Raw genomic sequence first — 24,417 nt, 5'->3', positions numbered from 1 at the left:
TATCTAAACAGAATATTTATGGGAAAAAGAATAGCTATGCTTGGAGCTGGATTCATTGCTCGTTTTTATGCAGATGCCATCCAGGGGCAGAGAAGCAGGGACCGTATCACAACTGTGTATTCCCGCAAAGAAGAAAGCGCCGGGAAATTTGCCGCAGATTATAATGTACCTCATTATTCCACCAGTCTGGAGGCAGCAGTAAATCATCCGGATGTGGACGTGGTATGTATTGCGCTGCCTAACCACCTGCATGTAACAGCGGTACTCGCCTGCTGTATGGCAGGTAAGGCAGTGATCTGCACCAAGCCGCTCGGCCGTAATGCCGCAGAGGCCAAACGAATGCTGGAAGCGGTAGAAGCGGCTGGCGTTTTTCACGCTTATATGGAAGATCTGGTATATACGCCCAAGTTTTCAAAGGCATTGCAAAGTGTGACAGCAGGAGCACTGGGCCGTATTCTTTGGGCAAAGTCGCGCGAAACGCATCCTGGTCCGCACAGCGAATGGTTCTGGAATAAAGAGCTGGCAGGCGGTGGTTGTATGCTGGATCTGGGCTGTCATTGCGTGGAAATTACCCGTAGTTTTATCGGCAAAAATGTCAGGCCGATGGAAGTAATGTGTTGGGCGGATACGCAGGTAAAACCGATTGACGCGGAAGATCACGCCATTGCATTGATAAAGTATGAGAATGGCGCCATCGGACAGTTTGAGGTAAGCTGGACCTTTCGGGGCGGCCTCGATCTGCGCGATGAGGTAATGGGCACGGAAGGCACCATCTGGATCAATAATTTCTTACGCACCGGCTTTGACATGTTTACCACCGGGAAGGGAGCTGATTATGTGGCGGAAAAGGCAGAAAGTAACAGCGGATGGATATTCCCGGTAGGCGATGAGCTGAATGATCTGGGCTACAACCATATGTTTGCTGACATGTTCAACGCATTGGAAGAAGAAAGGGAGCCACGGGAAACTTTTTATGACGGGTATGTAGTGAATGCAATATTAGATGCTGCTTATGCTTCAGCCGCCAGCGCCCGCTGGGAGCCGGTTAAATTAGAGATCTGGCGGGGACTCATGGGAACAGGTAAGGCCAATACACTGGTTGATTATGATGATCATCATTTTCTGATAAAAGAAGAGATGACACATTTTGGCAGCACCAAGTTAATTCTGAAAGAAAAAAACAGTGGAAAGATTATTGAAATTGTAAAATAAACAGCATCATGGAAACGTCAGGGAATAGCCGCAGACAATTTATCAGGACGGCAACCATTGCAGGAATAGGACTTGGTTTCAGTGGGGCCTTAAGCCGTGTGTTTGCTCAAACACCAGTATCTGTTGGAAGAAGGATTGGCATTATTGGACTCGACACTTCACACAGTGTGGAGTTTACTAAAATGTTCAATTCGCCCGATGCCGACCCTGCATTAAAAGGTTTTCGTGTAACCGCAGTATACCCTCAAGGAAGCAGGGATATCAAATCCAGCTTGGATATGGTGCCTGGTTATCTCAAAGAGATAAAAGAAATGGGCATTGAAATAGTTGATTCCATTTCTGCGTTGCTGGAAAAAACGGATGTGATATTGTTGGAGTCCAACGATGGAAGGGTGCACCTGGAACAGGCCCTGCCCGTGCTGAAAGCCGGTAAGCCTATGTTCATTGATAAACCGGTTGCCGCTTCACTCGCAGATACCCAGGTCATTTTTAAAACAGCCCGGCAATATAAGGTGCCCGTTTTCTCCTCCTCAGCCCTGCGTTACATGGATAGTGTGCAGCAGGTGCTGAAAGGTAAAATTGGCAAAGTAACCGGAGCTGATGTATATACACCGGCTTTCCTGGAGAAAACACATCCTGATCTTTTCTGGTATGCTATACATGGTGTAGAAGTATTATTCACCCTTATGGGCACCGGCTGCCGCAAGGTAACCCGCATCTCCGGACCAGACATCGATGTGGTAACCGGTGTATGGGAAGATGGTCGCATAGGTGTGCTCCGGGCCATAAAAAAAGGCCCCTATGGCTTCGGAGGCCATGTATTCGGAGAAAAGGCCATTGCGCCTATCAGCGACTTCGATTCCTATAAACCACTGGTATATCAGATTGCCGCCTTTTTTGACACTGGTGTAGTACCGGTAAAGCCAGAAGAGACGCTGGAAATAATCGCATTTATGGAAGCGGCGGATGCAAGCAAAAGGAAGAATGGTGCTACCATGAAAATGGAGAACACCAGTTTTTGATCATGGGAAAATGATTGATAAAATTTGAGAGGTGTGCATGGTAACTGATGTTTTTTTGCTGCAGGCAGGGTTACTTCTTTCGAATCAACTGATCCCAGTGTAAGGAAGGAGTTGACTTATGGAATTATTATGAAATGGTAAGTAGTGGAAATTTCAACTCAAAAAGGAGGCCGCCTCAATATTTATGAGACGGCCTTTTTTATTCCTCCGGATATTTCCCTGTGTCTTCATGCTGCCTATCGTTACAGTCGTTCCCCAAAAATGTCAGAAAACACAAAAAAAATCTCATTTATGTTTCTTCACCGGTGACTCCACCACCTATTTTTGTAAGCCAAAGTTCTACCCTATAGAAGCAATTTCTTATAAATCCAAAGCCTTTAGTTGATAACATGCAGATAAAAATCCTTTGTACACGATGGGGCCACGAAAACATCCCCGTAGAAGCTTTTCTCGAAAAGGTAATATCCGCAGGATATGACGGCGTGGATTCCTGGCTACCCGAAAATAAAAATGACAGGAAGGTATTTATCAAACGTAGCAAAGAACTGGGATTACCAATAGTTGTGCAACAGCATCAGGCGGAAGGTGCGGATATACAAACCTTTTGCAGGAGCTTTGAATATCATCTGAATGCGGCAATGGAATGTGAACCGGTAATTATTAATTCGCATTCAGGAAGAGATTTCTTTACGATCAATGAACAACTTGCCGTTATTGATGCGGCGGAAAATTTTTCAGCGAGGAATAATATTGTTATCGCGCATGAAACGCACCGGGGAAGAATTGGATTCAGCCCGGGCAATGCAAAAGAACTGTTTAAGCTGAGACCTTCCATGAAAGTAACCGCCGATTTCTCACACTGGGTTTGTGTTACAGAAAGCTATCTTGAAGGATTTAAAGAAACGGTTAACGAAGCAATCAGGCGCACCGTACATATACATGCCCGTGTGGGTTTTCCTGAAGGACCGCAGATACCTGATCCGCGACTGCCGGAATGGGCGGAGCCGCTGAACTACTTTACCGGCCTGTGGTCCGGGATCATCCGGAAAAAAGAAGCCGAAGGCATATCCCTGCTTACCATTACAACGGAGTTTGGGCCACCGCCTTATATGTGGACTACTTCGCCGGGTAATACCCCGGTAGTTTCGCAATGGGAAGTGAATTTATTTATGATGCATCTGCTGAGAGATATAATTGCTCCACAACAATAACCCTCATGTCTTCAGCTCCACATTATTTTACCTGCTAACGCATTTTTGCTAACTTTATCTCTTAACACGTTATGCTGTGTTGATGGGCGGAAATATTTCCCACCTTTAATAACGCCGGTTGCCACCAATATTTAAGAGAAAAGATAATTCAATGGGTAATAACTTTTTTAAATATCTGAATACAGGTCCAATCGAGGAGAAATGGGGAGTTTATGTAACTACGGTGGGGTATTCAAAAGTAACACCGAATGAACGTTATCCCAAAGAAGAACATCCCCCAAGCCATCAGCTTACATGGAACAGGGGAAGGATTCTGACGGACTATTACATGATATTTATTTCAAAAGGAAAGGGAACATTCTGTTCGGCATTAACCGAGCCGGTGGAAATTGAGGAGGGAACCTGTTTTTTTCTTTTCCCGGGAGTATGGCATCGTTACAGGCCGGATATCCGCTCGGGATGGGAAGAATATTGGGTTGGCTTTCACGGGTACTATGTTGATCAACTGATGAAACAAGGCTTTTTTGATCCCAATCAGCCATGTATCAAAACAGGGCTGGATAGAGATATGCTGGTATTACTTAAAAAGATGATTGATGTTGTAAATGCCTCGCTTGTAGGTTACTCGCAACAGATTGCGGGTTTAACGCTTCAGATACTCGGTTTGGTCAATACCATATCGCTCAGCAAACAATATGATCATAGCCCGCTGGAAAAGGCAATAACGAAAGCAAAGTTCCTGCTACAGGAATCACTGGAGCATCCTGTAGATATCCCGGAACTTGCCCGGCAATTGCCTATGGGATATTCTGCATTCAGGAAGAATTTTAAGGCAGTAACGGGGCTGTCGCCTAATCAATACCATTTAAATTTACGCATAGAGAGGGCAAAAGAACTGCTTGAATCAACATTGCTTAACGTGGAGGAAATCGCAGATCAAACAGGGTTCGACAGCATTTATTATTTCTCCAGGATCTTTAAGAAGAAAGTTGGCCTTTCTCCTAATACTTATCGTAAAACATTTGCCGTTGAATGAAACTCCGTTGCAGGTAATTATATTTCATCGCTTCATTTGCCTTTTATCTTATCGCGGTATTCGCCGGGCGATAATCCCGTTTTTGATTTAAAGAACGTTACAAAATAACTGGCAGACTCAAAGTTCAGGTGAAAGGCAATTTCCTTTATCGGTAATACCGTACTGGCCAGCAATTCTTTTGATTTCTGCAATTTTATTTCAAGTTGATATTGTGCAGGTGAAAATCCTGTATACTGTTTAAATACTCTTCTGAACCAGGAATAGCCAATGTTTAGCGTTTTAGCGATGGATTCGGGAGTAACATCATCACCGGTTTTTTCGCGCATCATCATTCTTGCTTTATCAATCTGAGCGATGATGGCCTTATCTCTGAAAGAGTTGTTTTTCTCAGCGTAAAAGATGAAGCCCAGCAGCAGGCTGGTAATACCGGCAAGTACCTGCTGGTAGGCCATTTTCTGGTAATTGGCTGTTTCAATACCCTGGTTGAACAAAGCCACAATCTGTTCATTAAACCCCACATTATAGACCGGGCTTTTCCTGGAAAAGAAAAGATTACCGGTTAACTGTTTCATATAACTGCCATTAAAACCTACCCAGTATTCATTCCATCCTTTGCCTTTAAGCGGCCGGTAGGTATGCCATTCGCCGGGAAATAACAACAGGATAGTACCGGCAACGACTTTAGTTAGCTTGCAGCTTGCCGATTCAAATGAACCCTCTCCTTCTGTAATGTACAGCAGGATGTATTCCTGCAATACCCTTCCGGTATTGGGACTGAACCAATATGCCGACGGATGGCTTTTAGGAGGATAGTCGCTATTGGGCGATATAACCTGGAAACCAATAGTAGTGGTGTATAATCCCCACAGTTCGTCTGTTTCATTTACTGTCAGGTAATTGACGTTTTGAGTCCTTTTATTTTTCATTGGTGTGTCAAAAAGTTAAATGATTCCATCAGAATTTATCACTGCACCTTCTAGATTCAGGTTACTTTGCATTACCAACTTAATTGAAAAACAGGATAGATGATTACTGAAATATTAAAGTTCCGACTGACTTTAAATTGTTTTATGGCGAAAAATTTTTGATAGAAAGTTTTCATATAAAAGTAGCGCTTTTTTGTGATGATATCAACGTTTCATTCCGGCTGCAGATCAGCAACCGGGGGTTAAATTCACGTTTGAAAAATTAATCTTTATGAATGCATCAACCACCTGTCGGCCCGCCGCCGCACAGAAGTAATCGTCATTTCTAAATTGTAGATAATTCCACTACCAGCGATGTTTAAAACCAAAATCTCATGTTATGTTAAACAAGCAATTTGATTCTCTATTGCCTATCAACGCATCATTTTTATTACTATTCCTTTTGGGCATCTCACAAATTTCCTTTGCTCAGCAAAAAATAACGGTAAGCGGTAATGTTGTGTCAGACAGCAGTCAACCCGTTTCCAATGTATCTGTAAGAATAAAAGGCGGGACTGCCGGTGGAACCACTGATGAAAACGGCTCCTTTAAGATTAGCGTTGCTAAGGGTGCAGTCCTGCTTTTTTCTTCTATAGGATATGAAGAGAAACAGGTAACAGCCATGAAAGATGGAGAGGTACTAACGGTGGTGCTTACCCCAAGCAATGCCAGGTTAAATGACATTGTGGTGGTTGGATACGGAACCCGCAAAAAAGAAACGCTGACAGGCTCCATTGCTTCTGTTAAAGGAAGCGACCTGGTTAAATCACCGGCGGGTAATTTCTCCAATTCGTTAGCAGGCCGGTTACCTGGTTTGGTGGCTATTACCAGAACAGGCGAGCCTGGAAATGACGGATCCACCTTAAGGATACGTGGGGCCAATACACTTGGCGATAATTCCCCGCTTGTGGTTGTTGACGGCATTGCCGGCAGAAGCCTGGAACGGCTGGACCCCGCCACCATTGAATCTGTTACGATCTTAAAAGATGCGTCTGCAGCGATATACGGATCACAGGCGGCCAATGGCGTTATCCTTGTCACCACCAAACGCGGCGCATCCGGTAAGCCCACCATTCAATTCTCCCTGAACCAGGGATGGAATACACCTACCGTTCTTCCCAAAATGGCGGATGCGCCCCTTTATGCGCAGTTACAGAATGAAATTTCCGCTGCTTATCATCCCGGCGACCCATTGCCTTATTCGGCAGAAGATATCCAGAAGTATAAAGATGGCTCTGATCCCTGGGGGCATCCCAATACGGATTGGTTTAAAGAAACAATCAGGAAAAATTCCCCGCAACGCTACGGCAACTTAACATTGTCAGGCGGCGCTGAGACCATAAAGTATTTCATTTCACTTGGATCGAATTTTACCGACGGGATTTTCAGGGACGGAGCTACCAACTATTCGCAGACTAATTTTCAAAGTAATATTGACGCAAAGGTTACTAACAACATCCGTTTGAGTTTTGATGTGGTTGGGCGGCAGGAAAACAGGAACTATTCAGGCGGAGGCGCCAATGGGGGAAGCGCCGATCAGGCACAAAATGTTTTCTGGGCATTAAACAGATCTTTTCCTACCTGGCCGGCGAGATGGCCTAATGGCTTGCCCGGACCGGATATTGAATATGGAGCGAACCCGGTAGTGCTGGTTACAGATGCCACGGGTTACACCAAATCAAGAAGTTATATTTTTCAGAGTAATGTAAGGCTCGTGGTTACTATTCCATGGATAAAAGGACTGTCGTTAACCGGTAATGTAGCAATGGACAGAACTATTGTCAGTACCAAACAATTCAGAAAGCCATGGTTCCTCTATACCTGGGATAAAACAAGTTTAGATGCCAATGGAACTCCGCTGCTGGTAGCATCCAAGAAAGGAAATACTGATCCGCGACTGCAACAGTGGATGGATAACAATTCTAATGTAACCCTCAATGCGCTGTTAAATTATGACAGGGTTTTTGATAAGCATGATATTAAAGTTCTTCTTGCGGCGGAACGTATTGCCGGTGATAACATGAATTTCTGGGCTTTCAGGAGAAACTATACCAGCGATATTCTTGACGAACTGGATTTAGGAAGTAATGAATTAAAAGATAATGGAGGATCATCCGGTGTGGCCCGCAGGTTAGATTATTTCGGAAGACTAAGCTATGCCTATGACGCAAAGTACCTCGCTGAATTTGTGTGGAGGTACGACGGCTCTTATATTTTTGATCCGGCCGGTAAGCAATTTGGATTTTTTCCAGGGATATCCCTGGGATACAGGATCTCTAATGAAAAATTCTGGAAAGATAATATCGCTTTTATCAATGAAATGAAAATAAGAGGCTCCTGGGGAAAAACAGGTAACGACCGGATAGGGCCCTATCAATACCTTACAACCTATGGCTACAATGGTGGTTATGTATTTAATGAAAATGTTCCGCAACAGGCGTTGAAAGCATTACGTATTCCAAACGCCGGGGTTACCTGGGAAATAGCCAATCAATCCAATATCGGTGCTGATGTGGAACTGCTCAATAATAAATTAGCGGTAAGCGCTGATTATTTCTACAACCTGCGTACCAATATCCTGGCCTACAGAAACGCTTCTGTGCCGGGTTCTGCTGGATTAAGCCTGCCGCAGGAAAATATCGGGGAAGTGGTTAACAAGGGCTTTGAATTGCAGGCATCATATCGCGGTAGTGCCGGCGATTTCAAATACCAGGTGTCTGCCAACGGCGCCTGGGCAAAGAATCATATCAGGTTCTGGGATGAAACACCCGGCGTGCCCGACTATCAGAAGTCTACCGGCAACCAGATGAACGCAAGATTGTATTACCAGGCAATAGGTGTATTCGTAGACCAGGCAGCGATTGATAAATACCCTCATTGGACAGGCGCCCGCCCCGGAGATATTATATTCAAAGATGTAAATAACGATGGACAGATTGATGGCCAGGACCAGGTTAGAAGCAACAAAACTACCATACCAACATTTACCGGCGGACTCAGTATCGATTTACAGTACAGGAACTTCTACGCAAATGTATTATTCCAGGGAGCGGCCGGTGCGGAAAGATCCTACCGGACTTTTTCCGGCGGGCCAGGTGTCGGGAATTTTATGTACAACCTTGTAAAAGACCGCTGGACACCGGAACATCCAAGTGCTGTTAACCCGAGAGTATGGGAGCGTGGAGGCGCATATTGGATGACAGATGGAGAACCTAATAACACCTACTTCGTTAGAAGCAGTGATTATTTAAGATTGAAAAACTTTGAGGTTGGTTATAACCTGTCATCCGGCATTGCGCAAAAAATAGGCATACAATCGCTGAGAATCTATGTCAGCGCCCTGAACTTTTTAACGTTTACAAAGATGAAGGATTTCGATCCTGAATCTCCCGACGACGCTCCAGGCTCCATTTGGGTGAACAGTGAAGTATATCCATTGAACAAAACCACTAACGTTGGATTAACGGCAACATTCTAAAATCAAAGTGTATGAATTACAGAAACTCAAACTTAATATATATCGCTATCGGGTTTATGTCACTGCTGCTAACATCATGTGGCAAAAGTTTCCTTGATACAAAACCTTCCACGCAATTTACAGAAACGGATGTTTGGTCTGATCCCAACCTGATACAACTGAACATGAACAGCATTTATAACCAGAACCCCTGGTCGTTCTTCATGACTTCGCTGGCTGTAGATGAGGCCCGATGCTATGATGCGGGAAATGATTATAATATGAGCAACATGCTGATGTCGCCTGATAATGCAGGCTGGGGCGACTGGAACGGCAGGTACAGCGCTATCCGGGACTGCAATATATTCCTGGAAAATATAGACAAATTGACGGATGATCCGGCACTGATTGATGGCGTTACACTGAAAGACAGGCTGAAGGGCGAAGCCACTTTTTTCAGGGCCTGGTATTATCAGTTGCTCATCAGTTATTTTGGCGGTGTACCCCTGGTTACGAAATCCTATAAATTAACAGACGACTTCTCCGCCGCCCGGAACAGTTATGCAGAGTGCGTGCAGTTTATTTCCGGTGAATGTGATAAGGCGGCTGCATTATTACCCCTGGTGAATACAGGTGTCAACAAAGGAAGAGTAACAAAAGGCGCCGCTTTGGCGCTTAAATCAAGAGTATTGCTTTATGCGGCCAGCGATCTTCATAATACAACATTTTCCGGGTTTTCCAGCCCAGAGCTCCTGGGATATGTAGATGGCGACAGGAAGCAACGCTGGCAGGCGGCCAAAGCCGCCGCTAAGGCTGTAATAGACCTGGGCATATACGGTTTGTATCAGCCCGGTCCTGCATCAACAGAGGAGGCCGTTCAGAATTATGAGGACCTGTTTATCTCAAAAAGTAGTATAGAAGACATCTTTATTCGTTATTACAATGCCTCCGTAAACCAGGGCGTTGACTACTGGCAGGTTTTCCCAAATGGATATGGCGGTATTGAAACAAACGGCGCCCCCAGCGAATTGGTAGACGCTTATGAAATGAGTGATGGCACTAAATTCTCCAGAACCAACCCTGCACAGAATCTTGAACCATATAAAAACAGGGACCCGCGTTTTTATGCTTCCATTTTATACGAAGGGGCAACGTTCAGGTCAAGGCCATCCAACTTACTGGCAGCCGACCCCGTAGGAGTTTTGCAGGTAGGCACCTGGGAAAAGTGGGATGCCGCCGCTAACAAAATCGTGTATACGTATGGGTTAGATAGCAGGAACAGCGTGGTTTATGGAGGCGGTTATAATAATACCGGTACCTGTATGCTCAAATTTATAAACCGCAAAACCGATATGTATGTAAATCACCAGGATGACCTCACCTGGCGCTTCATCCGTTACAGCGAAATCATACTCAATTATGCAGAGGCCTGTATTGGATTGGGAGAGGAGGCGGAAGCACGCACCTACATTAATATGATCAGGAAAAAAGCGGCCATGCCTGATGTAATGGACGCCGGCGCGGCCTTGTCGGCAAGATACCGGAATGAAAGGCGTATTGAACTGGTGTACGAAAACCACCGCTTTTTTGATGTGCGCCGCTGGATGATCGGGCCGGAAGCCTATCACCCAATGCATGGGGTTAATGTTGTGTACAAACTGAATCCCGATCATACAACTGCCACCATTCCTACTGTTACCCCGGTGGAGATCACAAGTGGAAAGTGGGATAATAAGGCCTACTTTTTACCAATCGCAAGGAGTGAAATGAATAAGAACGATAAGTTAGTGCAGAACCCCGGCTATAATTAATATCGCGTGTGGCATTGATGGATTTTTATTGAAAATAATATTCGTACCAGTTATTAACTCAAAACAGTAATGAAATATACATATCTGAACATCCTTTTTACCGGTTGCTTGCTGACAATTACTTTGAATATATCCGGGCAATCTGAATGGCAAAAAAAATATAGCGACCCCAAAACGGTTCAACAAATGTTTGTTAGCCCCCCAATGTTCTATGCTCCCCATACTTTCTGGTTCTGGGATGATACCATCAGGGATGAGCATTTTACGGCTACTATGGCAGAGGAAATGATGAAGCAGGGACTGAACCCCGGATATGCACATCCCCGGGGTTCAATGGATCGCTTAAACCCGGCATTTTCTTCATTGCCATATAAGCAATACCTGGAAAAACCCTGGTTCAGCAGTTTCGGGAATGCTATGCAGGCAGCAAAGAACAAAGGATTTACCCTGGGGTATTGTGATGAATATGACTGGCCAAGCGGGCAGGCAGCAGGACGGGTATTAGCGCAGCATCCTGAGCTGGAGGCAAAATACCTGGATTGGAAACGGTATAAGGTAACGGGGAAATCGACCGTTTATTATGATTCAACAGATTTTGCCGTGGCAGGTAAAATAGCCGGCAATGCCATTGATGCCTCATCGCTGCGGATCATTGGAGAAGGAAGCCATTTCAAATGGACGGCGCCACCGGGCGAATGGGTGGTGTATACTTACACAAAAAGATTCCATCCCGGAATTGACGGTGGGAAAGTTAACTATCTCGATCCCGGATTAATGGAAGTTTTCATCCCGCTTGTTCACGCGCAGTACGCCAAACATTTTGCAAATGATATGGGGAAAACAATTCCTGGCGTTTTTGTTGACAATGAAGGCGACTATGGCTGGCGGATGGCGTGGTCAGAATATCTTGCCAAACGGTATAAGGAAATGAAAAACCAGGATATCCGTTTATGGCTTCCCCTTTTAACAGAAAAAGACAACAACGGGTTGTTTGCAAAAGCCCGTTGTGATTGGTTTGATGTTGTTTCAGACGTATATAACAAATGTTACTTTGAGCCTTTGGTGAACTGGCTCAAACAATACAATATGTATTACATCTCCAATCTGTGGGAAGAATCATTGTTGTTACAAACTGCCGCCATGGGCGATTTTATGCGCGTTACAAGAACAGCAACTATGCCCGGAACAGATTGTCTTTTAATGAAATCGCAGGATGTTCATGATTTTAAGGAAGTGCAAACAGTAGCCGAATTGGAAGATCGTCCTTTTATGAGTGAAATTATGGGCGTTGCAGGATGGGAGCAAACACCCGCCATGATGAAAATGACTATTAATTCTATTACATCATTTGGCATTAACCATGTGGTGCCACATGGAATTAACGTTAACCGGAAAATTGAACAGGATCCGTATCCGCCGGATTGGTTTACCGAAAATCCATATTGGCCTTATTTGCATAACTGGACGGACTTTTCCAGGCGGGCTGCTTTTGTAAACAGGCAAAGTAAGCTTGTGGCGGATGTTCTCCTGGTAAACCCGCTTGAAAGTATCTGGGCAAATGCTGAAGGCTTTTTTACGCATGAGGAAAATTTTGGCCTGCTGGAAGGCAAAGAAGTCTGGGATACGCTTTCACTCGAGATCAACCAGGTGTATTCCGATGCTATGAGAGAATTAAATAAAAATAACATCGACTTTTTAATCGCTGATAAATATTACCTGGATAAAGGAAAAACGGGAGCCATTAATAACGGTGCAAAGATCACTATTAATGACCACAACTTTTCGGCGATCGTTCTTCCACCGGCTTGTGTTGTTTCTCATGCCGTATCAGGTAAGATACTTGAATTTGCTAAAAAGGGAGGCGTTGTGCTGCTCCTGGGTACAACACCCGAAGGATCGCCGGAGAAAGGCATGAAAGATGCGTTGATCATTAGCCAGATGAATGCATTAAAGCGGTTGCCCAATGTTATTGATCTGTCGGGTGATAAAGACAGGCTGAGTAAAATGGTTACTGCTTTGAATGAAAGGGTCCGGCCACAGATCCGGTTGGAAAACTCAGGCCGGCTCTACACTGCTCACAGAACTATTTCCAATAACCACTTTTACTGGCTTGCCAATAACTCCGATACCGTGAGAAATTTTTCAGCCTGGTTCAGGGATGGCGATGGCATGGCGCAGATATGGAATTGCGAAACCGGGGAACGTACACCCGTTGCATACGTGAAGGAGAAGGGATATAACAAAGTAAAAATGACTTTACAACCTTATGAAGGTTATTGGCTTGTATTTGAGCCCGGAACAAGCGATATGAATCCATTGGTACAGCATGAATCTGATTTAAAAGAAATTAAGCTCGATGATAAATGGACCATCAGTTATCCGGGGAAAGACACTGTTTATAAAACCACGGCCACTTCATTCACGTTAGCCGACAACGGGTTAAGCGAAGATCTTATGTTGTTGGCATATAATGATTCAAAATGGAAGTATACCAGTTTTATGACAGCGCAAAAACGGAACGGGGATGGGCAGAAAGATGAAATAAAGGATAATGATGCCACCGGTTACCGCTACTGGAGGGTCAATATACCAGTTGGTGCAAAAACAGTAGTGTTCCCTGATAATATGATTGGCACAACGGTTTGGATGGATGGCATAAAAACCGACGTGGCGGCGTCAATTGACTTGCCTGCTGATGCACGGTTGCTGTCGTTTGCAAGGTCCGTTAAAAGTGAGCAGACGCTGACTGCCCCGTTGAAATTTATTGTTGGCAGTAAAGCAAACTGCACCCTGCAATCCTGGTATGCCTATGGACTTCAGCAGTATTCAGGATATATTGATTATGAAATACCTGTTGTGCTGAAAGATGTAAATACCAGGACTTCTATAGATCTTGGTGATGTAAAATATATGGCGGAAGTGTTTGTAAATGATAAACCCGTTGGCGACCGGCTATGGGCGCCCTTTGTATTTGATATATCCAAATACCTGCAGGAGGGAGAAAATAAAATCAGAATACGGGTCGGGAACCTGATGGTTAATGAAATGTGGATGAAATCGGATCTGGGCAAGCTCCGCACCTGGGGCTGGGTAGGTGTGCCCGATTTTAGTAAATATGACGCTGGTTTGTTAGGCCCCGTTAAGTTAATACAGGCAAAATAATAATACTATGGGCTTACAGGCATTTGCCTGGTGCGCCTGATATTTTTCAAAAAAACTTGCAGATATATGAACACGTTACTCACGCAAAAGCAGATTCAATCTTATCGGGAAGATGGATTTTTATTAATTGAGAACTTTCTTAACCAGGAAGAACTTTCCCATTGGCGGCAGGTTATTACGGAGGCCGTTGAACAGAGAGATGGCAGGAAAATGCCCGGTAGTGATAAAAAAATGGGCGAAGACGACGGGATCAATAAGGAAAGTGAATATTTTGGAAAGGTGTTTGACCAGATGATTAATATCTGGCAAACAAACGATGCGGCAAGGCAGATTATGCTTGATGAGAGATTGGGCAAAATGGCCGCAGAATTAGCAGGGTGGGATGGTACCCGGATCTGGCATGACCAGGTGCTCATAAAACGTCCCTGGGCCAACCCTACTTCGTGGCACCTGGATACGCCTTTCTGGTCGTTCACTGATAAGCGGGCACTATCAATATGGGTAGCTTTAGACGACGCTACAAATGAAAACGGTTGTCTGTATTTTATTCCCGGATCTTATCATGAAACCGGTTTTGAAAACCAGGGTATCGGGAAAAATATGGATGCAATATTCCAGGTTTACCCACAGCTTGTAACTAAAAGCGCTGTTGCTGCACCCATGAAGGCGGGTAGTTGTTCTTTTCATAATGGTTTAACAATACACGGCGCCGGGGCCAATATGACCAATGGCTTCCGCAGGGCGATGACCTGCGCTTATATGCCTGATGGCGCTAGATTTAACGGCATAAAGAATATATTAAGTGATGCGCAGGTAACCAGGTTGAAAGTCGGGGATCTGCTGGATGATGATGCACAGAACCCACTGATTTATACAGCCGGGATTCAATAGGCCCATCAGGTAATGCTGATTCAAAGTACATTCCATAAACTGTGTAAAACATATAAAACCGGGGTTCTTTCAGGGCCCCGGTTTTATATGTTTATGTTCAATTGAAAGGAGGAGCTTAATGAGATGTTTCCCTGATAGAAAAGTTAACAGGCGTACTACAATGTTTATTCAGGGAAATGCTGCCATTGTTATTTGCCTGAAGCCGGGTAATATCTTTGTTTGTTACTACTTCATATTTTGAGCCTGGTTGCAATCCATTAATGGTGAATTGATAGTTGCCGTGTGACGAAATAGTCCATGCAAATACATCATTCTTCCACGAAGTAATTTTCATGTCAATACGATTGCCCGGATCTGCACGAACCAGGAGTTGCGCAGTATCTTTATTACCAGGGTAGAACTTAAGCGTGTTCCCGCTTTTATCTGCACCAAAAGATTCGCTACTTTTTACAGAAAAGCTACCGGTGCTCATTAAATAATCATTAACGCTCAATTCAAGGTGATAAACGGTATGCCTGTGGATATATGAAAACTTCGTTCCGTTCAGGGTTTCAAGCATATTGGGTTCCAGCCCCATCCTGTTCCATTTTGGACGAAGGCCGTAAATATCCTTGTATAACGCTGTAATGCTGGTACAGATGCCGGCCAGGATATCATCCCCCAGTCCAAGCTGGGTTGTTCTGCTGTAGCGCTGGGAAGAGAGTCCGTCTTTTTTATACTGATCAAGGAGATGATTAATGAATTTAAGCGCAATGTGCTTATCATATTTCACATAGGCATTGATACCAAGATATCCCCATGTGGGGAATATATCCCCGTTTTCATATTTAGGGAAAGGCCAGTTACCATCGCTTACCTCTTCTCTTTTAAAGGAATCGAAGCAAAGCGGCCAGTGAAACAGGTGTTCTGCCGTTGTTCTTTGTTCTATTTGATCAAGAATGAGTTTTATGCGTTCCTTGTCATCACATAATCCAAAGGCAATGGCAGCAAAATTTACAGGAGTAACCAGGTTGTCGCCATGAATGGTATTGTCTTTATCACGCCAGTACACATACTGCTGTTTGGCCGGCGACCAGAAGCCACCTTCATCAACCGGCCTGTTAAATGCACTTTTAAGACGGGCGGCTATCGCTGAATAATGGCCTGCCATTTTATGATTGCCTAAAATCGTTTCACATTTGGCCCATAGCGTTAATGCTTCGTATAATTGCGCATTTACAAAAGCGTTTTCAAAGCTTGCCCAAACAATGTCTAACCAGTCGCTTGCCTTTTTTTCCGCTACGCCGTTATTCATCATTTCATAGATTCCGTTGTTGTTGGAATCCCGTTTTATCAGCCAGTCCAGCGCCTTTTCACAGCTTGCTTGATGTGCACGCAGCCATTGCAGGTCACCATTCAACTCAAACAGTTCGCTTGTATTGATCACATAGCCCGTTTGTGAATCAATGGTATATCCCCACATGGCTTCATAATAGCCTGTTTGCGGGTTATATGTGCCGGGAATTTCGTCGCCGGGTACATTATGCCAGCGGGATAACACACGACCATCGTTGAGCATCGCCTGATCTCTTTCCTGGTCCAATGTTGCCGCCAGGTTTTTTATATAGTGTGGATCATTCAATGCCATCCCGATCTGCGCAAAAAATGGCTCATGCAGACATTTCCAGTTGGTGAGCCAGCCATTTGCGCCTACTATATTGTTGTCTACCACGCCATACCGCCCGGTTGTATTCAAAAGCTCGCGTACTGCTGTTGCATCAATACCGGGAAGCGTTCCTCTTGCATATTCCTTATTGTAATCAATGTATTGTAGTTCCAGGCTTAGCTTTACGCGTCCTTTTTTTACCTGGAAGGGAGCAAATACATCATACTTTTGTGATACGAAGCGGCTCAGGTGATAGCGTTGCTGCAATTTGGAGTCAGTTAGCAATTGTGTAAAAGTGAACTCGCCATTTTCGCTGTGGGAATATTTTGAAGCCATTTTATCTGCGCTTCCTGGTTGAGGCGATATCCTTAACGCATCTCCCGAATCAGCATTCCAGAATGTTACGCCACCGGTATGAACGCCATAGGTATCGTTAATTTGCTGTAGGTATTTGCACCAAACCATCCCGCCGTTATCAATAATTCCTCCTTTCCAAACGGATAGATCTGTAAAATTCCATTTTGGAAAGGCCATGTCTTCCAGGTCGGTTGTTGTGCTATAGTTGCGGGTAATATCCCAGGTTATTTTATCTCCTTTGATAGCAAAGTCCCATGTTTCTTTAATTTGAAGCGCCCCGGTTCCGTAGGCGATACCATTTAGCGATATGCCTTTCGGGGTATTTGTTATTTTAATATCGCCTGTTTGATCAGCAGATGAGGCGGTTCCACTTTCTGCTGTGATACCGGTGTATACACCCGACGGTGATATCGTATTTTTATTTTTCAGGTTTACCTGTTTAATAATGCATCCCTTTGAATAGTCAATCCTGATGGAAAGCTTTTGATCAGGAGTGGTAATTGTAATTATTTTGGCAGCCCGGTTGTGTAGGATACCATTTTGCGAAAAACATAGATCGGGGATCAAAATGAAACTGATAATAATTGCTAATATTCGCGTCATAAACGGGATGGAATTGAACACCGGTAGCCCACTGGCATAACAGTGCTGGTAAAGATTGTTTATAAAATTAATAATATCCTTCGGTTGGCCTGCCTGCACCAGCTAATTTACGTCCGAATATTAAGAGCGTTTTTATATGAAAGCGTTTTTTATTTGTACTTTTTGCCAGTTGCCGGCTGCCTGTATTTTTTCTGGCACAGCTCTATATATAGGCATTTATGCCTTTTTTTAGGAAAATACGTACGCTGCCTCGTTTTCATGTGTACTTATAATGGGACACTATCTGTTTTTAACCTAAAGCAGGCTGGATATAATGACAAGTGCAATATTCATGATTGGTTTATTTTTGCTACCCTTTGCCGCCATGGCGCAGGAACATACACGGGATACAGTTCCTAAACCAAAAAAGCTGAAGGAGGTAAGCTATGGCTATGTTGCCAGCCGCCCGCTGTCTGAATTTGCCTATGCCAAAATTTTCCAGGATCTTCATCCCCCCTGTCCGGCTGTAGTGTTGTATACCAGGAAAGGGCAGGATATAAAGCGAAGGTAACGCCTGTTAGCAGGCTACCAATGTGTATACAGTTTTGAAGTGCCGGCAGGCGGGCATACTTTTTCCCGAAGAAAAGAATAAATGTTGTTCTTTTGCTGAGAAGATCATTTGGTAATTGATATGAAAAAGGCAGCAGCTACCCGGTTAAATATCCTGCAAAAAGCTTTTGAACTGATATATGTCAGGGGGTATCAGACAACAAGCATTGATGACATCCTGGCAACCACACAGGTTACTAAGGGCGCTTTCTATCATCACTTCAAAAGCAAAGATGAAATGGGCGTGGCTATTATCAATGAGTTACTGAAACCCAATTTCAGGAATACTTTTATTGCCCCGCTTCAACAGGAAGGAAACCCGTTGGATGGTATTTATGCCATGATGCATAGTCTCCTGATGGAAAATCAATTCCTGAAAGTGGAATATGGTTGCCCCGCTGCTAACTTTACCCAGGAGATGGCCTGGAATAAGGATTTCAGCAAAGCCCTGAATGATCTGACCGCTCAATGGGAGCAGGCTATTATCCATACTATTGAAACCGGGAAAAAGAAGAAATTTGTAAGAAGTACCGTGAATGGCAAAGAAGTGGCCATTTTTGTTATGTCGGGATACTGGGGAATACGCAACCTGGGCAAGCTCGAAAATAGTAAAGCTATCTATCTCATTTATCTCAAACAATTGCATTCTTATCTCAAAACATTAAAATAATAGCCCGTTGAATACCCCCAGTTTAACCGGCAGCATATTTTTTTATCTAAAAACATACTAACTAGTATGTTTTTGATTTATCTTTGCCGCATACCAATAAAAATTCAATGACATGGATGCATATATTCATTCCGGGCAAACATCCGGGTGGCCGGGAGCTGTTTTTATAAGAACCCGTAAAGCTGCTATTTAAGATGTATCAATCACTTACATTCATACACTCCCTGTTCCGGTGGCTGGTGCTTATAAGCCTGGTGTATGCGGTATACAGGGCCGGGAAAGGATATTTCACCGGCGCAAAATTATTGAAAACAGATAACCTGGTTCGCCACTGGACAGCTACCATTGCACATGTGCAACTGCTTATCGGTATTACGTTCTACTTTCACAGTCCTGTTATCAGGTACTTTCTGAGCAACTTCAGTACTGCAAGAAAATCATTTGACCTTGTGTTTTTTGGGATGATCCATAGTACGTTGATGCTTCTTTCCATAGTACTTATTACCATCGGCTCAGCATTGGCAAAACGGAAGGCAACAGACAAAGAGAAGTTCAAAACCATGTTGCTGTGGTACGCCATCGCTCTGATCATTATTTTCCTGGCCATTCCCTGGCCCTTTTCACCCTTTACCCACCGGCCTTATTTCAGATAAAAAATTATGGAGAGGATATGAAAAATTTAATCATAGCAGGAAGCATATTGCTTGTTATCTACATTAGCTACCGGGTATACAAATACAGTACACTGGACAACGGCCTCGATAAGCTGGTTAAAGAAGGCGCTGTTATCCTGGATGTAAGAACGCCGCAGGAATTTGAAATGGAGCATATTAAAGACGCCGTAAATATTTCTTTGGGAATCATCCGGGAAAGATACGTGGAACTTGATTCCTCGAAAACCTATATCACTGTTTGCTCACACGGGCTCAGAAGTGTAAAGGCGGAAAATATTCTGAAAGAAAGGGGCTTTAAGCATGTGTATAATGGCGGCGCCTGGAGTGATTTACAGAAGAAGCTGGCGTTGTCGTTAAAGTAAAAAGACGCCTCATTATATAGGCTGGCAGCAGTTCATCGTTCTTCATCCGCATGGCCAAGGTATCTAGCGGAGATCAGGCGCCCGGCGGCGGATCAACGCCCTGTCATTTGCGCTCAATTGATCTAACGGTATCGGCGTGTCCTGTGGCCGTGTTCCTTTCTGGTTTATCTCACCAAGAAGACTCCATTTACGGGTAAGGGTATCCGGCTCTTTTGCAGGAACATCATAACGGGTAAAGTCGATCACTTTTTCCGGTGCGGATTCCTGCCAGTTGCGTAACAGCGCCAGCCGGAAATCCTTGTTCATGAACCAGCGTATCTCTTTGTCTGCATCTGATCCACCAATGCCGGACCCTCTTTCTGTAAACCGGTAGTTGAAATTATTGGATGTAAAATGTTTTCTCCAGATCAGCCCGAATTCACCCTGCGTGATTACCCGCGTAGCGGGCCAGCGGGTTTTGATGGAGCTCAGCCAGTCCCTCAAACCTGAAACATCGATAGGCAGGCTTAGTTCCCAGCAATTGGTTACCCATGCAAAGCCATTCAGCTGGTAGCCGGTATCGAAGTGTATAGCAGTACTGTGCATCATTTCTTTGAGACCAGTGCTTGCTCCGAATGCCCCGATAGTCTCTATCGGCCCTACACCCATTCTGCTGTTAAAATGCTCTGCAAAGCCAGCTCTTCTCGCTGCCAGGAAATCCACCGTCCAGCCATCCAGGTTCACACAGTCGATGAAGTCAGCTTTGCCCTGAGCCGGTTTGCAGAAATGTTCTTTGGAGGGATAGTAAGGATAACATACGGAGCCATCTCCGTCCTGGTTGTCGATAGAGAATTGACTCCAGATATTGCCCTGGCACACATGAATGTTTTCCGTTTCTGCCAGGTACTGCATATTTTTTGCAGCCAGGAACCCGGCCACTATGCTTTTGGGGCGATAGCCGTTGCCCACTATTCCCGATGCCAGGGCTATACCATCATGCAGGTCTTTGTTCACCTGCTCTATTGAATTATAGGCGTTGGCAAAATATGCTCCGGGTATAAAAGTAACGTCATCGCCATAGCGATGGTGGTATTCCCTGACTTGTTCCCTTATCTTCATGTAATTGTCGGTCATGTCGTTCAATGCCAGCCAGCTGAACGCCCATGTCATTTTTGCGCCGGGGAAGCCTGCTTCCACTGCTTCACGGAAAGCCTTTAAACGTTCGGGAGTGTGCATTTCCCGTTCGTCCATCCCAACATTTTTGTCTTTTGCAACTTCTATCTGGTTAACACGGATAACACAGTTGAAGGTCAGGAAGCGATTGCCCATCAGGTTGCCGGCTCCGTGTGCAAGTATAGAAGATAATACGCGGCCGGGTGTTCCTGCCAGTGCACCTGCAGCAAATACGGAAGATATTCGTAGAAAATTTTTCCTGGATAGATGCATAGCTGTAAAACAGCCAATTTAAATTCTTTTTTTCGTTTAACTTTCCTGTACTGTCCTGATCTCTGCAGGGCTATCCTGCTTTAAAATTTTTATTGCTTCCCTGTCGGAGTGGATAATGTTGCTGGCTACACACAATACACACAAGAAAAATAAGGATTTAATCAATCTTCCTCTTTATTATAAAGGTTTTGCTCCAGATTTATTTGACAGTGTAAGCAATTTATATTTGTTTTGCTTTACGTTACAACCAATGGAGAATATTTATAAGAATATCATCAATCTACCGTATTGCCATCGCAGAAGTAATTTTCAAACCGGATATACTCCTGTTCCAATAAAAACACCAGCATACTTTTAAACAAATCTTCAATGGTATAACCCCACTGCGGAAGTTGTTGATGTCCTTCATAGCTATCCAAAACAGAACCTATATCCATTTTATCTACAGTAGCACTGATAACACGAACCAGATGATCCGATGGGATTAATTCTTCCGGATTCGGGGGTAGTAAAAAAATTTTGGCAAGGGTTATATTGTTTAAATACCTGTTTAGTCTTACTATTGGACATAGTAATTTCAATGTGGTAATTAAAATTACTAGTCGGCCCTCTTTCTGCAAAGAAAAGGGCCGACCTTTTTGGTCAGCCCCTATTCCTATTTGTAGCAAACTGATAAGAATTTAATATTTTTGCTGTCATTGGAATATTTCTATTTCCTGATGATCAGCGGCCTGCTGGTCATTAAAAAGTGGTTCAGCAAACTTTCCGGTGAACGGTCTTTGCTGCAAAGTGATATTACGAAATTGAAGGGAGACATAAATCAGCGCTGGTCCAAGCTGGAAAAGGCTTTTCCGGATTTATGTGATATGAAAAACCTGTATCACAAGCTGGGTATAAACGCGAAACAGAAACTTTTAAAGATGTGATTCAAACCTACTCTCATATTTGACGGGGAGGTACTTAGAGCCAACTTATTGCACCCTAGTTTAATGGCTAACTACTTGACTATAAAAGAAAAAAGGCTGCTCTTTGTTGAGCAGCCTTCTCTGAGTTTTGCCAAAAACTCCATTGTACCCCAGATGGGAGTTGAACCCACACTCGCATTGCTGCGAACGGGATTTTAAGTCCCGCGTGTCTACCAATTCCACCACCAGGGTTTGTAGGGAATAATCAGAGCGAAAGACCGGGCTCGAACCGGCCACCCCGACCTTGGCAAGGTCGTGCTCTACCAAATGAGCTACTTTCGCATTTATTATAAGAACTTTTTTTGTTGGGATTGCAAAGATAGGAATCTTTTTGAAGCTGCAAAATTTTTTTAACGCTGAACTCAAATATTTTACGAATTCCTTTTTTTTTAACTGCATCTAAGGATTCAGCTCATAGCCATATTTCACCATGCCTAACAACTCCTTTCCTTTACCATAGCACGTTTCACTCAAAGGTAATCCATTCGGCTGATATTCATATTGCCAGATCGTATACGACGACGTTTGTGCGTTAACGGTAGTCATCTTTACCAGCTTTCCCTGCGCATTATACTCGAAGATATAGTCCGGCAACATCCGCTTCTTCGCAGGCTGATAACGGTATACATCCGTTAGCCGCCCCGCCTTGTCGTAGTTATAATAAATCCGCGTGCCACGACGCATATCCTGCTCCTCAATCACATTCCCCGCACTGTCGGTTTTAAAAGCTACCACGGTGGAATCGCCGCCCTTACGCTGTATCAGCTGCTGCAACCGTCCCGCCGTATCATAACGGTACGTCCGGCTTTCATCAAAACGAAGCTTGCTGTCGCGCGCAATAGAGGTGCTGCTGATATATTGCAGCCGCCCGCCTTCGTCGTAACGGTATTGTGTGGTGGTCACACTCGCGCCGGAACTGTCCACCGTTCTGGTCAGCTGCCCTTTGGCGGAAAAAGTGGAGGTCATGGCAGAATAACCGGTGGAGCTGGACTGTGTCTGCGCCTTCATTTGCCGGTAGGTGGGACTCAGGTTACGCTCACAACGAAAGTCCCGGTCCGGTTGCATGTCGGCATCCAGCGTCAGCACCTGCTGCGTTTTTACCTTGTTTTCCTTTAGCAGCGCCATCGTCGCCACCGTTTGCTGGGTATTGTAAATGTCCTGGAAGTAATATTGACTAAAACCGCTGGCCGCAAACGCCAGTATACTCAGTGCCAGTAGGATCGTTTTCTTCATGCCCGTAAAATCGCTGATTTTTGAATGTTCAAAGGTAAAACGCAAAAATCATATTAAAATTTTTTAACCGGACTTTATCCGGGTATAATTCACCATTTCTTTTTTATCTTGCCTGCTGTTACAACCAAAAATATCTAAATCTCTTGAAATCACAACCCTTACGTAAGGAGAAAAACTGCCTTAACTGCGGTACAGAGGTGCCTGAAAGGTATTGCACACACTGCGGACAGGAAAATACCATACCACATGAAACATTCACCCACCTGGTGAAACACTTCGTGGCAGATATTTTTCATTATGATTCCCAGTTCCTGACCACCCTGAAATACCTCCTTTTCAGACCCGGATTCCTTTCCCGGGAGTACATGGCTGGCAAAAGAGTACGCTACGTAAATCCAATAAAATTATACGTCTTTATATCCTTCGTCTTCTTTTTCGGTCTGTTTACCCTACAACACGGCAGCGAAGATGACTCCGGCGAATTCGTGACGGAACGGTCCCTGATCCGGGTAAACAACGGTGATTCCGTGAAAACCGGCGTTGAAACGCTGGACCTGGCCATCTCTCCGGATACCTCTTCCACCGGCAAAAAAAGGAATATTAACCACTATCAGACAGTGGAAGAATTTGATGCGATTCAACGGCAATTGCCGGATTCAGCACGCCTTCATGGCGCGGAAAAGATGGTGTACCGGCGAATCATCGGCGTCCGGCAGAAATATGGAAACGATTCAAAAAAGGCCATTATTGAAATGTTCAACCATAATGTGCCCAAACTGATGTTTATCCTGTTGCCGCTTTTTGCACTCTTTATGAAATGGATGTACCGCAAAAAGAAAAAATGGCTGTATGCCGACCACGCCATTTTTGCCATCCACCTGCATTCTTTTGCCTTTATTACCGGGCTGGCTGGTCTTCTCCTGGAATTTATTTTCCATAACGATATCTTTATGACCATCGGCTGGTGGATCATCTTTATCTACCTGGTGCTGGCGCTCTGGAATAACTACCAGCAAAGCTTTGGGAAATCCCTGTTAAAAGGTATTGTGCTGAGCGTGGCTTATATCATGTCAACCGGCATCGTATTCCTGGTCTACATTTTACTGATGTTTATGATATTTCTTTAAC

The 24,417-nt window shown here is 44.3% G+C and carries 18 protein-coding genes and 2 tRNA genes; 13 read left to right on the top strand and 7 right to left on the bottom strand.

Annotated features, from left to right (window positions below; all coding sequences use genetic code 11):
- The first annotated feature begins 18 nt into the window (after positions 1 to 18).
- From ACMXI2_RS19775 to ACMXI2_RS19760, 4 genes are all read left to right on the top strand, one after another.
- On the top strand, positions 19 to 1,212 hold the full coding sequence (locus ACMXI2_RS19775; protein ID WP_483777791.1) for a Gfo/Idh/MocA family protein: 1,194 nt from the start codon (positions 19 to 21) through the stop codon (positions 1,210 to 1,212).
- A gap of 8 nt (positions 1,213 to 1,220) precedes the next feature.
- The gene (locus ACMXI2_RS19770) at positions 1,221 to 2,234 is read left to right on the top strand and encodes a Gfo/Idh/MocA family protein (RefSeq protein ID WP_483777790.1); all 1,014 of its coding nucleotides are present in this window, start codon (positions 1,221 to 1,223) and stop codon (positions 2,232 to 2,234) included.
- 389 nt (positions 2,235 to 2,623) lie between these two features.
- Positions 2,624 to 3,445, top strand: a complete 822-nt coding sequence (locus ACMXI2_RS19765; RefSeq protein WP_483777789.1) for a sugar phosphate isomerase/epimerase family protein — start codon at positions 2,624 to 2,626, stop codon at positions 3,443 to 3,445.
- A 151-nt stretch (positions 3,446 to 3,596) separates the two neighbouring features.
- Positions 3,597 to 4,481 (top strand): helix-turn-helix domain-containing protein, encoded by an 885-nt coding sequence (locus ACMXI2_RS19760; protein WP_483777788.1) that lies wholly within the window; start codon positions 3,597 to 3,599, stop codon positions 4,479 to 4,481.
- A gap of 32 nt (positions 4,482 to 4,513) precedes the next feature.
- On the opposite strand, the gene ACMXI2_RS19755 is transcribed toward ACMXI2_RS19760, so the two are convergent.
- Entirely contained in the window at positions 4,514 to 5,407 is an 894-nt protein-coding gene (locus tag ACMXI2_RS19755; RefSeq protein WP_483777787.1) for an AraC family transcriptional regulator, read from the bottom strand.
- A gap of 379 nt (positions 5,408 to 5,786) precedes the next feature.
- Between ACMXI2_RS19755 and ACMXI2_RS19750 the strand changes: the two genes are divergently transcribed.
- The 4 genes from ACMXI2_RS19750 to ACMXI2_RS19735 all read left to right on the top strand — a co-directional run bounded on the left by ACMXI2_RS19750 (position 5,787) and on the right by ACMXI2_RS19735 (position 14,767).
- Entirely contained in the window at positions 5,787 to 8,924 is a 3,138-nt protein-coding gene (locus tag ACMXI2_RS19750) for a SusC/RagA family TonB-linked outer membrane protein (protein ID WP_483777786.1), read from the top strand.
- An 11-nt stretch (positions 8,925 to 8,935) separates the two neighbouring features.
- A complete protein-coding gene (locus ACMXI2_RS19745; protein WP_483777785.1) occupies positions 8,936 to 10,714 on the top strand; it encodes a RagB/SusD family nutrient uptake outer membrane protein in 1,779 nt (592 codons plus the stop codon).
- Between the two features lie 186 nt (positions 10,715 to 10,900).
- Complete coding sequence (locus tag ACMXI2_RS19740) at positions 10,901 to 13,876, top strand: glycosyl hydrolase (protein WP_483777784.1); 2,976 nt, start codon at positions 10,901 to 10,903, stop codon at positions 13,874 to 13,876.
- A 66-nt stretch (positions 13,877 to 13,942) separates the two neighbouring features.
- Positions 13,943 to 14,767, top strand: a complete 825-nt coding sequence (locus ACMXI2_RS19735; RefSeq protein ID WP_483777783.1) for a phytanoyl-CoA dioxygenase family protein — start codon at positions 13,943 to 13,945, stop codon at positions 14,765 to 14,767.
- A 115-nt stretch (positions 14,768 to 14,882) separates the two neighbouring features.
- On the opposite strand, the gene ACMXI2_RS19730 is transcribed toward ACMXI2_RS19735, so the two are convergent.
- The gene (locus ACMXI2_RS19730; RefSeq protein ID WP_483777782.1) at positions 14,883 to 17,372 is read right to left on the bottom strand and encodes an alpha-L-rhamnosidase-related protein; all 2,490 of its coding nucleotides are present in this window, start codon (positions 17,370 to 17,372) and stop codon (positions 14,883 to 14,885) included.
- 313 nt (positions 17,373 to 17,685) lie between these two features.
- Between ACMXI2_RS19730 and ACMXI2_RS19725 the strand changes: the two genes are divergently transcribed.
- The 4 genes from ACMXI2_RS19725 to ACMXI2_RS19710 all read left to right on the top strand — a co-directional run bounded on the left by ACMXI2_RS19725 (position 17,686) and on the right by ACMXI2_RS19710 (position 19,666).
- A complete protein-coding gene (locus ACMXI2_RS19725) occupies positions 17,686 to 17,922 on the top strand; it encodes a hypothetical protein (RefSeq protein WP_483777781.1) in 237 nt (78 codons plus the stop codon).
- A 120-nt stretch (positions 17,923 to 18,042) separates the two neighbouring features.
- Entirely contained in the window at positions 18,043 to 18,630 is a 588-nt protein-coding gene (locus ACMXI2_RS19720; protein WP_483777780.1) for a TetR/AcrR family transcriptional regulator, read from the top strand.
- Between the two features lie 194 nt (positions 18,631 to 18,824).
- Complete coding sequence (locus tag ACMXI2_RS19715) at positions 18,825 to 19,283, top strand: hypothetical protein (protein WP_483777779.1); 459 nt, start codon at positions 18,825 to 18,827, stop codon at positions 19,281 to 19,283.
- Positions 19,284 to 19,300: 17 nt separating this feature from the next.
- On the top strand, positions 19,301 to 19,666 hold the full coding sequence (locus ACMXI2_RS19710) for a rhodanese-like domain-containing protein (protein WP_483777778.1): 366 nt from the start codon (positions 19,301 to 19,303) through the stop codon (positions 19,664 to 19,666).
- A 63-nt stretch (positions 19,667 to 19,729) separates the two neighbouring features.
- On the opposite strand, the gene ACMXI2_RS19705 is transcribed toward ACMXI2_RS19710, so the two are convergent.
- From ACMXI2_RS19705 to ACMXI2_RS19685, 5 genes are all read right to left on the bottom strand, one after another.
- Positions 19,730 to 21,091: a DUF3863 domain-containing protein gene (locus ACMXI2_RS19705; RefSeq protein ID WP_483777777.1), complete on the bottom strand. Its 1,362-nt coding sequence runs from the start codon at positions 21,089 to 21,091 to the stop codon at positions 19,730 to 19,732.
- A gap of 275 nt (positions 21,092 to 21,366) precedes the next feature.
- Positions 21,367 to 21,759, bottom strand: coding sequence for a hypothetical protein (locus tag ACMXI2_RS19700; RefSeq protein ID WP_483777776.1), 393 nt, complete (start codon positions 21,757 to 21,759; stop codon positions 21,367 to 21,369).
- A 403-nt stretch (positions 21,760 to 22,162) separates the two neighbouring features.
- Positions 22,163 to 22,248: transfer RNA gene (locus tag ACMXI2_RS19695), tRNA-Leu, on the bottom strand.
- A gap of 17 nt (positions 22,249 to 22,265) precedes the next feature.
- Positions 22,266 to 22,338, bottom strand: a tRNA-Gly gene (locus ACMXI2_RS19690).
- 117 nt (positions 22,339 to 22,455) lie between these two features.
- Positions 22,456 to 23,289 carry an RHS repeat domain-containing protein gene (locus ACMXI2_RS19685; RefSeq protein WP_483777775.1) on the bottom strand — a complete coding sequence of 278 codons (834 nt, stop codon included), beginning with the start codon at positions 23,287 to 23,289 and terminating at the stop codon, positions 22,456 to 22,458.
- Positions 23,290 to 23,432: 143 nt separating this feature from the next.
- Here ACMXI2_RS19685 and ACMXI2_RS19680 point away from each other — a divergent pair, with 143 nt between their 5' ends.
- Positions 23,433 to 24,416 (top strand): DUF3667 domain-containing protein, encoded by a 984-nt coding sequence (locus tag ACMXI2_RS19680; protein WP_483777774.1) that lies wholly within the window; start codon positions 23,433 to 23,435, stop codon positions 24,414 to 24,416.
- The last annotated feature ends 1 nt before the right edge of the window (position 24,417 follow it).

The organism is Chitinophaga sp. G7 BAM 1005 (assembly GCF_057126945.1).
This window is presented reverse-complemented; position numbering and strand designations above follow the sequence as displayed.

Bases quoted from the DNA above. Each gene is read 5' to 3' on its own strand.
- ACMXI2_RS19775 (WP_483777791.1), top strand. From the start codon at position 19: ATGGGAAAAAGAATAGCTATGCTTGGAGCTGGATTCATTGCTCGTTTT.
- ACMXI2_RS19770 (WP_483777790.1), top strand. From the start codon at position 1,221: ATGGAAACGTCAGGGAATAGCCGCAGACAATTTATCAGGACGGCAACC.
- ACMXI2_RS19765 (WP_483777789.1), top strand. From the start codon at position 2,624: ATGCAGATAAAAATCCTTTGTACACGATGGGGCCACGAAAACATCCCC.
- ACMXI2_RS19760 (WP_483777788.1), top strand. From the start codon at position 3,597: ATGGGTAATAACTTTTTTAAATATCTGAATACAGGTCCAATCGAGGAG.
- ACMXI2_RS19755 (WP_483777787.1), bottom strand. From the start codon at position 5,407: ATGAAAAATAAAAGGACTCAAAACGTCAATTACCTGACAGTAAATGAA.
- ACMXI2_RS19750 (WP_483777786.1), top strand. From the start codon at position 5,787: ATGTTAAACAAGCAATTTGATTCTCTATTGCCTATCAACGCATCATTT.
- ACMXI2_RS19745 (WP_483777785.1), top strand. From the start codon at position 8,936: ATGAATTACAGAAACTCAAACTTAATATATATCGCTATCGGGTTTATG.
- ACMXI2_RS19740 (WP_483777784.1), top strand. From the start codon at position 10,901: ATGTTTGTTAGCCCCCCAATGTTCTATGCTCCCCATACTTTCTGGTTC.
- ACMXI2_RS19735 (WP_483777783.1), top strand. From the start codon at position 13,943: ATGAACACGTTACTCACGCAAAAGCAGATTCAATCTTATCGGGAAGAT.
- ACMXI2_RS19730 (WP_483777782.1), bottom strand. From the start codon at position 17,372: ATGACGCGAATATTAGCAATTATTATCAGTTTCATTTTGATCCCCGAT.
- ACMXI2_RS19725 (WP_483777781.1), top strand. From the start codon at position 17,686: ATGACAAGTGCAATATTCATGATTGGTTTATTTTTGCTACCCTTTGCC.
- ACMXI2_RS19720 (WP_483777780.1), top strand. From the start codon at position 18,043: ATGAAAAAGGCAGCAGCTACCCGGTTAAATATCCTGCAAAAAGCTTTT.
- ACMXI2_RS19715 (WP_483777779.1), top strand. From the start codon at position 18,825: ATGTATCAATCACTTACATTCATACACTCCCTGTTCCGGTGGCTGGTG.
- ACMXI2_RS19710 (WP_483777778.1), top strand. From the start codon at position 19,301: ATGAAAAATTTAATCATAGCAGGAAGCATATTGCTTGTTATCTACATT.
- ACMXI2_RS19705 (WP_483777777.1), bottom strand. From the start codon at position 21,091: ATGCATCTATCCAGGAAAAATTTTCTACGAATATCTTCCGTATTTGCT.
- ACMXI2_RS19685 (WP_483777775.1), bottom strand. From the start codon at position 23,289: ATGAAGAAAACGATCCTACTGGCACTGAGTATACTGGCGTTTGCGGCC.